We start from the raw sequence: 13,497 nt of genomic DNA on the forward strand, positions 1-13,497 counted from the left end.
ACACATATTGCTTGATCGAATTTTTAAACAACTCAGTGGAGCGCCAGGCTCTCACTGTGGGACGCGTATTCTACACATCCGATCTGCTTTAGCAAGCGCTTTTTCGCAGACTTTTTTTGCTCTGAAACCCTTATAAATCAAGGCGCCCCAGAACTCTTGACCACCTCTCGGCGATCTCGATAAGGGCGCGCATTATATCGAGCTCTTATCGCTTGGCAAGCTGTTTTTGAGAGCTTTTTTTCAGGCTTGAAAACCAGGCTCCGAAAGCGCTGCTCCTCAATCCCGAAAGGCTACCAAAGCCCCGGTCGACTTCACGATGCCGCCTGGCGACACCATCGAAGTGGCGCGCATTATAGCGACCGATCCGACCTTGGCAAGCTGTTTCTTGATTTTCTTTTCGAGGAAAAACTCTTTGAAAATCAGCAACTTATCCCGCCAACCTCGCCGCCTCTGCAGCGGTGAGGGCGCGAACTATACGGCGCATGCATGACCTGTACAAGTGATTTTCGATTATATGTGTGACTCTATATCCACAGACCGGCACATGATACGAGCTCACCGGGGGACACTCGGAAACCGCGACTACATATATAGGTACAAGCTGTCCATCCATAACCCTGTAGCTGCCTGTGGCGCAGGACTACGCCTTATGAGCAATCAAGTTAAGGTCAAAGCAAGCTGGCCAGGAGATCATCTCAAAGGTAAAGGCGGGTGGTGGGCAGCAGCTACAACTCTGAAAAAGCCTGGATCAACCAGCCTTAAGTGAGCAAGAAGCAAAAAAACGATCTTTTACGATTTCTGCAGGGTTATCAAGAACCAACTTCCAAGCCGCTGTTTCGCCAATCAGTGCCTCTGCTGCTATCCGGCCCGCTGATAAATTGGGGGGACGTCGGATCGCATGATGCGTATCAGATGCCAGCACGGTGACTAGCCCCCGCTTCAAAAGTTGTTCTCCCCTCATTTGCGCAGGTATACCAAATTGGCCAGTGAGAGCGCCTGCCGTGACCTGAAACAGGCAACCGGTTTTCACTAACACATCGATATTTCCAATATCCCGGATAATGTCTTTGTTTCGCTCAGGGTGAGCCACCATAGGCCGGATATTTCTTTTCGTAAGCCAGCCCAGTAACTGATCCACGCCTGGAGGAATGTGGCTATGCGGCATTTCAAGTAGAACTACCGGATCTCCATACCAGAACCCGAGCATCGGCAACTCTTCCTGCAAGGCTAAATCCACTAGCTCATCAGTTATGCGAACCTCTGCCGCCAGCGCAAGCTGTATCTCTATCTCGCTGGTTTTGAGGAACTCCAGGAATGAACCAAAAGCCGATGTAATACTGTTCAGTGTGTTTGGGTAGCGCCCAGGGTGAATATGAGGAGTAGCAACAATGTGCGTAATCCCATCGTCTACTGCGGCCTTCAGGATCTCTAAACTCTGATCACGGTCTTTGGGGCCATCATCAATTTTAGGAATAATATGACTATGCAAGTCGATCATAGTGTGCTGCTCGCCTTTATGGCATCAGGCAGGAAGTTCATTGTTGAAGGCGACAATAAGATCACTAACTACAGGCTGAGTAGTCATATCCATAATAGCTATCGGAGTATATACCTCTCTTTTCCAACTGAATCCTATTTAGCACTACCCCATCAACAGCGACACCTACCGAGTGCAACCTGGAAATAGCGGTACGCGCAACGCCGATACTTGTTGACTCAGCCTTAAGCACATACAGCAATGAGGAAGCTTCTCGCGCAATGATCAAGGCGTCGCTAACGGCCTGGATCGGCGGAGTATCTATAATTATCCGGTCATATTGTGACTTTAGCCGAGCTAAAATCGCTGCAAACTGTTGTGAACTCAATAATCGTTGCGGATCCAAAGGCCTTATACCTGCTGGAATTACATCTATTCCGCTCTTTTCATCGCGAAATACGCATTCAGTCACTTCAAAATGGCCTGACAGGATGTCCGCAAGACCTGGTCGATTTGGCGGCATCGAGAAGCGCGAGCCTACCGTGGGACGCCGCATATCACCATCGATCAGCAATACCTTATTTAGCTGCCCCAGAGAAAACGCCAAATTCAATGCGATCGTCGTTTTTCCCTCACCTGGCGCGGCAGAAGTAACACAGATCACTTTCGAACCGTCTTCAAATTTTGATAGTACCACACCAGTTCTAAGTGTACGTATCGCCTCGCTAAATCGAGAAGCAGCACTATCGAAGTATGCGTGTAAAGGCATAGAGCTTTGACTGTCTAGCATACACTCGGGCACTAGTCCGATCAGATCTTGACCTAGCTTATTTGAAACATCCTGCGGATTGCGGATGCCTGGCTTTAAGAATAGATCGAGACCAACAAAAACAGCTGCGGCGAATCCTGCTGCACCTACAAATGCGATAAGTACCCAAAGGCGCTTCTTAGAAGAAAGTGGATATCTCGGCTCTACTGCCGGATCGGCGATCCTCGCGACTGGCGTGTTTAGGCCAGACACCTCTCTGGTTTCTTTAAAACGAGTTAAGAAGGTGTTATACAACTGTCGATTAATATCGATTTCTCTCTTTAACTCATCATATTTTACTTCTTTTTGCGCAACGGACTGCAAGTTTCCTTTCGCGGAAGTCAGCTCATGCTCCAGGTCTGCCACTTTTTCTCTGGCCTGCCGGTAATCCACTTCAATACTGGCTACTACATTTTTCACTTCAGCAGACAACTGGGATTTTGCTGCCCTTAATTCCCCATCGGCCGCCATCATCTTCGGATGCTTGGGTCCATAGCGCTGGGCTAACTCATTCTTGTTCACCATCGCTTCCACGACACCAGCTCTGGCCGTTTGCACCAATGGGCTATTAAGGATTTCGGGCAGCTTGAGCAGCTCATCCTCTGAGTATTTAGAACCTTTTATCTCATCATTAATGACACGAGTACGTTTAAGCTCTCTTCGCGCCTCTAAAAGAGCACCCATAGACTCATTAAGTTCTTGAGATGCCAAACCACGGACACCTTCCAAATCGACAAGATCTTCTTGCTGTTGGAAATTGTTGAGAGCTTTTTCTGACTCTTCAAGTTTTTCCTTTAGCCCGATCAAGCGATCACTGAGCCAACCTGTCGCCTTCTCGGTAACACTGACTCTTTCATCGATTTGCTCTTCAAGATACGCCTTTGCTACAGCATTCGGAATGCTTGCGGCCAGACCAGAATGCCGTGATCGAAAAGAAATTTTAACTAAAAGCGTATTGCGTATAGGACGAACACTTAACCCAGAAAGGATGGACTTGATAATTACTTCACGCTTACGGTTTCTTGCCTCTGAAGGATCGACTTCTACAACCTCGGCCTGAAACCCAATAGAGGACTTGAGATCATCTATCCAGCTTTTGTTGCGCTGGTTGAAATTCCGATGTTCAAGTAAATTAAGGTCGTCGACTACCCGCTCAACGACGATTCTCGACTTGATTATCTCAGCCTGCGTAGATAAGAACTCTCGACGCTTCCTACTTACCTCATAGACGTCACGAATTGCAACCACATTGGCCTCATTATCTTCAAACAATAAGGAGGCTTCAGCTTCATAGTAGTTCGGTAGGTTTCTCACCGAAAGGAATGCGAATGCCGACACCAAAAATGCAAAAAATAGTATGATCCACTTTTTTTCGTAAATCACGAAAAGCGGGATCATAAGGTCAAATGAGCCTGATTGCTCTATCTCGGCATCATCCACATCAGTATTTCGGATTTTATCCATAACAGACTCAGAAGAATCCCTGCTCAATGGTTACCGTATCTCCGGGATACAACTTAGTTGACATATCGATTTTCTCTCTCGATTCTTCGCCCTCATTTTCCCGAATTAAATAGACCCGATTCTCTGATGCCCGCTCGGTAAGCCCTTGCGCTAATGCCGCTGCCTTCGCTACAGTTAAACCCGGCTGGTAACTATAACTGCCGGGAGACCTGACCTCACCGTATATATAGATAGGCCGATACTCAACTACTGATACAGCAACGTTAGGGTTTACCAAGTAATCGCCCTTCAGCCCTGAAACTATCACCTCTTCGAGCTCGGCAGGGGTAAGTCCAAAGACCTTAATTTCACCAAGGAATGGGTAATTGATAACGCCGCTTTCGTCCAACAAAAGACTAATACTCAAGTCGCTCTCACCGTAAACGCGAACCGATACCTTATCGCCAGCACCCAAGCGATACCCTATTTCGGATTCCGCTAAAGCAATATCTGCAAATAACAATACGATTGAAAAAATAAACAATTTATACGGCATGTATGTATTCACGCTCGATTTACCCCCTAATTATTGCCTACAGCGGGCCGGAAATACTAAGAAATATCTCGTTTCGCTCAACTGAAATATCCTCAAACCCATTCAATTCATCGTCACTCCTGGTCGAAGTAAAACCTGCGCCAAGAAAACAAGTATCGGCGAATAAATATTGCAAAGAAACACCACTAATACGCAGCGCCCTTTCCCTGTCGATTCCAGAAAATTCACCTTTGGCCTGTGAATACGCAAAATTACTCTGAAACTTACTTGTCCATTGATGGTGCCAGGATAAAGCCCCACTACTAGATTCGATAAATCCGGCTTGCCCTAAAGATTCACGAACTGTCTTTGAAAAATTTAATTTGAAGCCACTGTACGTTCTAAAACTCCAGTCTAAGCCAACATCCCAAACAGGAACGGATCTTGTTTCTCGCGTGGCGGAGGCAAAATTTTTCTCAGACTTTCCGTATCTCGCAGTTATCTTAGTTTTCGGCAAATCGTAAGTCGCCCCGACGAAGATACCTCTTTCTTCGCTATCAAGAGCATCTCTATCAAGAACATCCTTGTATGTTATCTCTGAATTACTTGATTCTGCGGTCAGTATGACACGTGGTGTCAGACGATAACTGATTTCCAATCTGGTGTAGTCGTTATCGAAATCTCTCTCTTCACCGAAGAAATCCTGACTCTCGCTGCCTATAGAGTATTTGATCTGGCTTCTTTTAGATGGCGTGCTTGCGACCAAGCCGATCTCTGCCTCCGGAGAAATGACTCTTTCTGCTTCTATAACGGGGTTAAGCTGCATGCTTTCGTCGGCGTTTACGCGCTGATTAGCGTCAGAATATCTACCACTAGCTGTGAGCCCTAATGTTGACATCGGCTGCCATCGAAAATCTGCTGAGCCTAGATAATCCTTGAACGACGCACGCTCACCACCTGGATAGCTACCGATTCTTGATACGGCGGATGAGGAAAATGATACTTTTTCGCTTTCGACTGCAACTGATATCTCAGGTGTAAAAACCGTTAACCAAGCGCTTATTGGAGCGGTATCTTGCAGGTAAATATTGTCATCGTAGAGGGCCGACGCCTTAGCCTGAGCTGAAACTGTGCCACCTTTAAATAGCTCTATGTCAGCAGCAATAGAAACTGTAGGGTTGGCCGCAAAAAAAATCGTAACCGCAGATAAAGCCCTGCCTGAAATACGATGTTGAATCTGGTCAAGCATAATCATATCTCTGCATAGCTACCCTCAGCGCCTCTGTTCCCACTAATATGCGTTTTTATTGAAAAAACCTTTAAATATGGTCAAGAAAACTATTCTAAGATCTAACAGGATCGACCACCTGCGTATATATTCGAGATCCTGCTCAACACGACGGCTCATCTTATCGAGCGTGTCTGTTTCGCCGCGAAAGCCATTTATTTGTGCCAGCCCGGTTATCCCCGGCTTAACCTTATGCCTTAGCATATAACCAGAGACCAGTCGTCGATACTCTTCGTTATGAGCTACCGCATGAGGTCGGGGACCGACGATTGACATCGAGCCTTGCAGTACATTAAAAAATTGCGGCAATTCATCTAGCGATGTCCGCCTAAGAAATCTGCCAAGTGGCGTTATACGTTTGTCATCAGGCGTTGCCTGTACAACTCTATCACCGTCGTCCATCGTCTTCATTGTGCGGAACTTCCACACATAAATGGTTCTTCCGTCTAGTCCATACCGACGCTGCTTAAATATTACTGGCCCTGCCGAAGTAAATTTTACTGCAAGTGCGATCAGCACCATTAAAGGGGAAATAAGGATAAGAATTGTGGACGCGATAACCAGGTCTTCCACACGCTTAAGCCAACTGTCGAAGCCCTGGATTGGTGTATCAAAGACACTAAGAAGACTGCTGCTTCCAACCTGATGCCAGCGAGCGTGAAGCATTTTAGCAACGAAAAAGTTGGGAAGAATATGGACGGTAGCGGTCGTGTCTGAAAACTCGTCCAAAATATCACTGATGATATCTTCGGCACGCATAGGTAAAGCAATGAAGACCAGATCCAAATCGCCTGAACGCGCCCGCTTGATTGCGTCGCTTACATCGCCAAGTAACGAAAACTGATTTGCAATTCGAGAGGTATCATTGAACCCACTGACCTCATAAAAACCCTCGACTTTAATACCCAGCTGTGGGTTTAGACGAAGGTCTCCAGCCAGTTTATAGCCAGCATCCGTACAACCAAGAATCACACATGAGCGCGTGTTGTGCCCTTTCTGCCGTAATATGAACAACAGCTGACGCAAGCAGAATCGCCAAAATGCGAGCCCTAAGAGAGTCACAAAAAACCAACAGACTATCGCTACCCGATCGTAAGCGCCTTCAGCTGCAGCCGCGTAGCCCAAGATCAGCAAGATGATACAGACGACAGCCCAGGCTAGCGTTACTGTTCCTAGAATTCGGAAATAGGTTTCGCCACGCCAAGAACGGTAAAGCTCAACGGATTCGGCAACAAACGCAAAGCTGATCGCTGCAAGCAGGCCAGCAATCACCCAATCCTTACTCGGTATTACATCTAGATACAGGATGCACGCCAACAGGCTGCCCTGAATGAGAAAGACATCGAAAAGTCGATATAGCGCAGTAATGCCACTCTGGCGACTGCGCATCCATCCTTGTTCCACTATCCCCTCCCTGGGACAAAAAACCGCCAGTTGTAAGCCAGCCACACGTCCTGGGCGAGCAACTCAAACGAAAACCGACGGCATATCCGATAATTGCGTTGTAGATTTTAACGCCCAAACGCTCGAAAATCTAAGACGAAGTAACAGAATCCAATAAATCTGATAAATTGTTACGCCTATCTAGAGAGTCGCTCATCCTGAACAACAACCTATCAACTTCGATAGCGCCACCTTCGAGCTGGCTGTTGATTATGAAACCAAAGTGTGAAGCAATTCAACTTTTTTCTTGAACTGACGTACGCTTGATCAATTCTCGTTGATCTACACGCCAATGCGCAATATTTGATTCAGGTCGAACCTTAGTTCATACAATTGAATTTACGTCATCCGATGATATTACTTCCGCGTACCAATTAATTTTATTAATGCAAAATACTTGCCAGATCTATACCAATAACTCTGAGCTTCGAATCATGCCTGATCATTACCTCACTCATAGACCCTACTTCTTTGCCGGTTATCTAGACAGAGTGAACTTACGCTCCAGCTCACTCGACCATCCCTTCTACACCTCAACTTTTCAAGGAGGGTTTACCCCCCTCCGTAAGCCGGATGTACTCGCATGAAAGGCTGGATCCCCACCAGGAAATCAGGAATTACACGCAAGATAGTCACTCCACTACAGTATCGATCGGAATATTTTGCAAGCCATACTCCAACGAATAAAGTCTCGCACTTGCTTAAAATCGTTCACGCAATGTCTCTTATCAACTGAAGGCATCCTTAACCGACTAGTTCACTATCACTTAACATTCCAAAATTTTTCAATCTCAAAAGCGTTCAAACTTAACGATAACTATTTTCTAAAAAATTTACCCTAATATAACATTACAATAAAAACCTATTGTCCGGGATGAGTTAAGTAGGGATAATCGAGGCCAACTAGCTAAGATATTTCTAGCAACTGATGCCGTCACCGATTCGTTGACTGCACCAACTTCATCAGCGGATAGACGCAGACCTAGCGCAGGTGCTTTTTTGTCCGATAATTTCTTGAAGCCTAAAATACAATGTCAATGCTTACTCCCTAGTCTACACACTGGGATTTTGAAATCTTTATGAAAACGATGCACTACCCCGACTTTTTTCTCATTGGTGCAATGAAGGCTGGCACCACTTCGCTATACCATATGCTAGAACATCACCCCAAAATATTCCTTTCATACCCCAAGGAACCTGAATATTTCTCCGAAAAGTTTTTACAAGAAGGGGCTGAATCCTGGTACCAGTCATTATTCCAAAATTCAGATCCAGATTCTTTACTTGGAGAATGCTCGACAGGCTATTCTCGCTCAGTTTGTTATCCCTATGTCGCAGAACGAATACAAAGTGTCAAACCCTCCGCTAGAATAATCTATCTTCTCAGACATCCGGTTGAAAGATGCTGGTCGCACTACCTTCATAGAATGAATGAGCATGCAATGGCAGGGGAGCCCGTTCTTGAATTTTGTGATGCGATCGAGGCATACCCGGAAATATTGGACGCAAGTCGTTACTTTAAACAGATCAGTAATTTCACGACTTTATTTGATAGGTCACAAATTCACATTATTCTTTTTGATGACCTCCGCAATAGTGCGGAGTCGACAATGAATAGGTTATATGATTTTCTTGGCTTACCCCACATCGGGGTGGCTAGCTTGATACACGCGAATCGGGCGGGCGATCAGACTGGCCGAAGACATTTTAAATCTGTATTGAATAATTTTAAGAAGTCGATAATGGGCAAAGTATTAAAAATTATTTTTCCCCGTCAATTCCTGCGGTGGCTTTCAAAACAGACCTCTAGAAATAAGTATGTGATATATATTGCAAAAAACATACATAAAACCGTTGATCTACCCAAGCAGCCTGATTCAGATACGAGACAAAAATTGTTGGCCTATTTCTATGATGAGACAGTAGCTCTCGAACAATGGCTCGGGCGGGAACTTCCTCCCAGCTGGAAGGTTTAACTAGTGAATTAAATATAAACATTTAGTTTCTTTTTTACATATAGTCTCGCTTAATGAATGTTAGACGATCGAAAACCCTTAATTTTCGAGATAAGACCCATGCGATAATTCGTTTTTCATAAAGTATTTATGGCTCCCATTTTTTCAGAAGTGAAGTGGTCGATTGGATCTCTCTATTCCGTATTCTGTTCATAAAGTGTTTGCCCGTGTTTATGTGAGCTTCTAGCATTAGTTATTTTTATATTGCGAGCGCTCCTTGAGCCCGCATACCCACCCATTACACCAATCGAAAACCAAAGCCAACTATACATTGAGCTATTCGGTATCTGATTAACTGCCAATAATGCAGTAAAAAGCATAGTAAATGCCAAACTATCTAGCTCTCCCACCTGCGTTGCTTGGTGAAACCGCCTTCGGCCGCGTATCACCGGCGATAATATCAACAAGAACGTGCCTAGAAAGCCCACGATTCCAGACTCTGATAGCCTAATCACCCAGTATCCATCTGTCACAACACCAATAGGCCTATTGCGCCCCCATCCGCCCCATCCAAATAGAAACTGATCACGCGTATGCTCCAAAAGCATGCTCTCGTTAAAGAACCTGAAGTCGAGAGATGCCACTCGCTCTTCACCGAAAATTGAGAGTAAGCTAAGTAATTTCTCATGGGGAAAAATGTCAAACATCGACAGTAACGGATATATTAAAACTATTATCGCTAACGTGAGTGCAAACTTTACTACGACTTTCTGGCCACAACATAGAATAGTCAGCCCCGCTAAACTAAGTATCCAAGCACCAACAGACTTACATAAAATCAGCACTACTAAAAAATAAGTTGCGAAAATCAACGCAGGTTGTTCCAGCACTTTAGATCGTAAGCGTGCTAGTTGCACAGAGCACAAGAATACAGCGACATAGAATATTGATACCAATAATCCATGGCCCATAAATACAACCGGACGAAAGCCGTCGAGTCTTATTTGCTGTTTAAACTCGTGAGGAAAGAAACCATAGATTGCACTGTGTAGCTGTGGACTAAACCTAATCTCAAATAAAACGAGAGGCGAGTAAATCAACCCGGCTACAACCATCAATTTAAGAAAATGCAGATAATTTTCCCTTTTACTGACCAATGACAACCCTATTAAAAATGGAATTATTTCGAGGTAGGCCTGAACTATTGAAGAGATAATGTCCTGAACACTCATCCCAGGCTTAACGCTTTCGCCATTAAAATATGGCTGCATATTCGTTAAGACAGTGAGAACTGGAGAAAAAAGCAGTATAAAAACTATTGCTTTTTCAAATCTTTGACGCGGGATAAACTGAATGGAATGACGCTTTATGGTGGAGCATCCGAATATAGCACAGAGCGCAGGTATCGTTTGCTGACCAAGAGGTGGTACTAATGGAAAATCAAATACAACCTTTACTGGTAAAAACATATAACCGCCAACGATTGTCCAAAAAGTGGCGGTTAAAGTATTACACCTAATGTATAAAACTATAGAAATAAGAGGAAAAAACATTAATACCGCATATGCAAATGTATTTGGCATATACTCTTAAATCTCAGCAAATAGAGAATTTAATTTTCTCGAGTTTCTAAAAAGTTCAAATTCACGTTTAACCAGCTCGGAACCTTTTTGTATACGAGTTTCTCTACGGGATTCAGGCTCATCAATCGCTTCTCGCATAGCGTTCGAAATTGCTTCTTTATTGCATTCTACTGAAAAACCTGTTTCCCCATGTATTACCAATTCAGGTATCCCAGATATATCCGTTGTAATAACACTAACACCTTTTAGCATTGCCTCCATCAATACAACGGGAATCCCGTCCATATCACCGAAGCGATCCTTTTTACAAGGGAGAACCAAGTAGTCAATGGTGTCTAGCCACTTACTAACTTCTTTGTGGGGCAAGCTCCCCTTCATACTCACTTCTTTATGCAAATTTAACTTTGAGATTGAATTTTTTGTTTGACTCAATAGCGGCCCATCACCGACAACGTCAACTAAAAACTGGTGATTCTGGTTTTTTAAATTTACACAGGCCTCCAGTAGGACATCTATTCCTTTTTTTTCGACTAGCCGGCCGATGAAGCCAAAAACTGTTAACCCAGATTTTTCCTTGTGCTTTCTCGTTTCGAACTGACTCGAGTCAATGCCGCACCTCACTAAATGAAGCTTTTCAGTTGGTACACCTTTGTCTATCAAAAACTGGACATTGAAACTTGAGATCGTAGTGACAAATTTTGCACGCTTAGCCTTTTCAGGTAATAAATAACCCCTCTGGAATATATCATTAGCGTGGGCTGTAAAACTAAACGGAATTTTGGAGAATGCAGCTGCATACATTGATATGTCGACAGGAACATGGGCGAAGTGAGCATGGAGATGCTGGATTCGTAAATCAGTCAATCGACAGGCTAGCGCAACCCCGTGTAAAAACCGATACATCAGACCAACAGACAGCTTTAGGCTATTTCTTGTAGAAAATACGTCGCCTATAGCAATTTTTAAGGTCCTGAGATAATTTAATGGATGTCTGAAAAAAGCCTGAAGATTGACGCTCAGAAGTTTCAACCAATTTCCATGATATATTACCGTGCGGCGCTTGGTAAGCTCTGCTAGCCGTTCACCTTCTCCTGTCAGCTCTATATTGTGTACCGAGAACGGGAATATCTCTATACCCATATCTTCTAAAGCGAAAATTTCGTTATATACGAATGTTGAAGATGCGCCAGGAAGTTCCGGGGCTAGATATGCAATTCTACTGGCCACTTACAGCCTCCAATCCAGCTAAAGGCATTGGTTCTGACTTTCTTAATGGATCCCACTTTCCAACAGTTTCGCTCTCTAGCTTTTCAGTGGCTTTACGTTTACCCAAAACTAAACATTGCCATTGGAACTTTCGGATAAACTTTATCAGCTCGACATCATTCAACCTATTCTCTGCCTTCCAATAAGACCTTACGTACCCCCAAAACATGGCTATTCCACCGACAATAAATGGGTACTCGACCATCCTAAATATTGCGCTGGCTGCCATATACAATACGTCGGTACCCATATAGTACTGGCCAAAGCCATGTCGCATTCTTCCCGTGAGAACGCCGATGTGACTTGATCCCATTACTCGCAAATGAATGAATCTTAATTCAGGCTTATCCCAGCTCGCCACTTGCCACCCCAGTTGGCGACTTTTATGGCAATCGATTGCATCCCACATGACCACCCTGCGGAAACCACCTATCTGCTCAAAACATGTCGATCGATAAAATTTCGTCATGCCGACGGAAAGCTCGTCTCCTCGGCGCTCATTGACTAATTTTCCGCGTCGTAGGTTATATGGTTTTCCACTGCAAGAACCCAAGCGGGGGTTTCTCTCCATTTCGGAGATTAATGACTCAAAATATGTGGGTGGCAATATTAGATCGAGGTCGAGCTTGCAGATATACTCATATCGCTTAGCATCTACAGACTTATAGCCTTCGTAAAAGGCGTCGATGACACCCGGCCCCACAGCGCGGAAGCCGCGATCCTCTCTTGTAATCACTTTAATAAAATCATACTTACTTTCGTATTCAGAAAGGATCCTGGCTGAATCGTCCTTAGATCCGTCATCCACGATAAGCCATAAGTCAGGTTTGACAGATTGCTCGATTACGCTGTTCAGCGTTTTCTCCATGTACTCGGCTTCATCACGACACGGAGATATAACAAGGTAACGTTTACTACTCATAGCGCTATTTAGTTCCTGCCAGCTTTATTTGCTTGAAGATTGTCATTGCAGAACATGCGTTACCAAAATACCTAGCAATCAACCTGCGTGGGTTTTGCACCATCCTATAAAACCACTCCATGCGCAAATTTCTTATCCATACCGGCGCCCGACTTTCGACATTTGTTAGAAACAGCATTGAGGCACCGATACACAATATGACGCCACGAGACAGCCCGCTATGCTTTAGCCTTTTAGCCAGTAATTCTTGCTGGGGTGAGCCGAGAGCTAAAAAAATGAAGTCCGCATCAGTTTTTTTAACATAGGCGCATATTGAAGCGACTTCGTCAGCTTTATAAATAAAACCCATTGACGGGTTTAAATGGCAAATATTCAGATCTGAATACAGAGATCTGAGCTTTACAATGACTTCTGGCGGTCCACCCAGGATGCATATTTTGTGTTGAGAAGTTAAAGCGCTATTAAATAGTTTCTCAGTAAGGCTGCTGCCTTCAACTACCTCTGGAATCCCGGCGCCAGCCCATTGCGCCAGTTTTTGAAGTATTCTGCTATCGCAGAGCACTAGCGATGACTCTTTGTAGGCGGAAACAAACTCCGAATCGGCACCCTCTTTACATAGTCGTTCTGCATGATCCATGTTTGGAGTTACTACGATATGTGGCAAATTTGACTTGGCAAGAACGAGAACTTGGCGAGTCGCCTCTTCAATATCCAAGTTGTTTACCCGGCAAAAGCCGAGACTGATAACTTCCCTGCGCAAGTTTTCCACTCCAAAAT

11 protein-coding genes are annotated in these 13,497 nt (G+C 44.5%); 1 reads left to right on the forward strand and 10 read right to left on the reverse strand.

Features of this window, described 5'->3' with window-relative positions:
• Window positions 1–276 precede the first annotated feature (276 nt).
• The 6 genes from ACNKU7_RS10235 to ACNKU7_RS10260 form a co-directional block, all read right to left on the reverse strand.
• Window positions 277–426 (reverse strand): hypothetical protein, encoded by a 150-nt coding sequence (locus tag ACNKU7_RS10235; RefSeq protein WP_418296884.1) that lies wholly within the window; start codon window positions 424–426, stop codon window positions 277–279.
• Window positions 427–748: 322 nt separating this feature from the next.
• On the reverse strand, window positions 749–1,498 hold the full coding sequence (locus ACNKU7_RS10240) for a tyrosine-protein phosphatase (RefSeq protein WP_418296885.1): 750 nt from the start codon (window positions 1,496–1,498) through the stop codon (window positions 749–751).
• Window positions 1,499–1,562: 64 nt separating this feature from the next.
• A complete protein-coding gene (locus tag ACNKU7_RS10245) occupies window positions 1,563–3,749 on the reverse strand; it encodes a GumC family protein (protein WP_418296886.1) in 2,187 nt (728 codons plus the stop codon).
• 7 nt (window positions 3,750–3,756) lie between these two features.
• Window positions 3,757–4,296 carry a polysaccharide biosynthesis/export family protein gene (locus ACNKU7_RS10250; RefSeq protein WP_418296887.1) on the reverse strand — a complete coding sequence of 180 codons (540 nt, stop codon included), beginning with the start codon at window positions 4,294–4,296 and terminating at the stop codon, window positions 3,757–3,759.
• Between the two features lie 25 nt (window positions 4,297–4,321).
• The gene (locus tag ACNKU7_RS10255; RefSeq protein WP_418296888.1) at window positions 4,322–5,512 is read right to left on the reverse strand and encodes an outer membrane beta-barrel protein; all 1,191 of its coding nucleotides are present in this window, start codon (window positions 5,510–5,512) and stop codon (window positions 4,322–4,324) included.
• Between the two features lie 42 nt (window positions 5,513–5,554).
• Window positions 5,555–6,955, reverse strand: a complete 1,401-nt coding sequence (locus tag ACNKU7_RS10260; RefSeq protein ID WP_418296889.1) for an undecaprenyl-phosphate glucose phosphotransferase — start codon at window positions 6,953–6,955, stop codon at window positions 5,555–5,557.
• A gap of 1,118 nt (window positions 6,956–8,073) precedes the next feature.
• On the opposite strand from ACNKU7_RS10260, the gene ACNKU7_RS10265 reads away from it, so the two are divergent.
• A complete protein-coding gene (locus ACNKU7_RS10265; RefSeq protein WP_418296890.1) occupies window positions 8,074–8,970 on the forward strand; it encodes a sulfotransferase family protein in 897 nt (298 codons plus the stop codon).
• Window positions 8,971–9,143: 173 nt separating this feature from the next.
• Here ACNKU7_RS10265 and ACNKU7_RS10270 read toward each other — a convergent pair whose 3' ends face one another.
• The 4 genes from ACNKU7_RS10270 to ACNKU7_RS10285 are packed head-to-tail and all read right to left on the reverse strand — an operon-like array spanning window position 9,144 to window position 13,435.
• The gene (locus ACNKU7_RS10270) at window positions 9,144–10,532 is read right to left on the reverse strand and encodes a hypothetical protein (RefSeq protein WP_418296891.1); all 1,389 of its coding nucleotides are present in this window, start codon (window positions 10,530–10,532) and stop codon (window positions 9,144–9,146) included.
• Between the two features lie 6 nt (window positions 10,533–10,538).
• On the reverse strand, window positions 10,539–11,759 hold the full coding sequence (locus ACNKU7_RS10275) for a glycosyltransferase (protein WP_418296892.1): 1,221 nt from the start codon (window positions 11,757–11,759) through the stop codon (window positions 10,539–10,541).
• Window positions 11,749–12,720, reverse strand: a complete 972-nt coding sequence (locus ACNKU7_RS10280) for a glycosyltransferase family A protein (RefSeq protein WP_418296893.1) — start codon at window positions 12,718–12,720, stop codon at window positions 11,749–11,751. The genes ACNKU7_RS10275 and ACNKU7_RS10280 overlap by 11 nt, the downstream gene beginning before the upstream one ends.
• 4 nt (window positions 12,721–12,724) lie before the next feature.
• Entirely contained in the window at window positions 12,725–13,435 is a 711-nt protein-coding gene (locus tag ACNKU7_RS10285) for a WecB/TagA/CpsF family glycosyltransferase (protein ID WP_418296894.1), read from the reverse strand.
• Between the last annotated feature and the right edge of the window lie 62 nt (window positions 13,436–13,497).

It is taken from the genome of Microbulbifer weihaiensis, from assembly GCF_048323715.1.
GTDB lineage: Bacteria > Pseudomonadota > Gammaproteobacteria > Pseudomonadales > Cellvibrionaceae > Microbulbifer.

Bases quoted from the DNA above. Each gene is read 5' to 3' on its own strand.
- ACNKU7_RS10265 (WP_418296890.1), top strand. From the start codon at position 8,074: ATGAAAACGATGCACTACCCCGACTTTTTTCTCATTGGTGCAATGAAG.
- ACNKU7_RS10240 (WP_418296885.1), bottom strand. From the start codon at position 1,498: ATGATCGACTTGCATAGTCATATTATTCCTAAAATTGATGATGGCCCC.
- ACNKU7_RS10270 (WP_418296891.1), bottom strand. From the start codon at position 10,532: ATGCCAAATACATTTGCATATGCGGTATTAATGTTTTTTCCTCTTATT.
- ACNKU7_RS10280 (WP_418296893.1), bottom strand. From the start codon at position 12,720: ATGAGTAGTAAACGTTACCTTGTTATATCTCCGTGTCGTGATGAAGCC.
- ACNKU7_RS10245 (WP_418296886.1), bottom strand. From the start codon at position 3,749: ATGGATAAAATCCGAAATACTGATGTGGATGATGCCGAGATAGAGCAA.
- ACNKU7_RS10255 (WP_418296888.1), bottom strand. From the start codon at position 5,512: ATGCTTGACCAGATTCAACATCGTATTTCAGGCAGGGCTTTATCTGCG.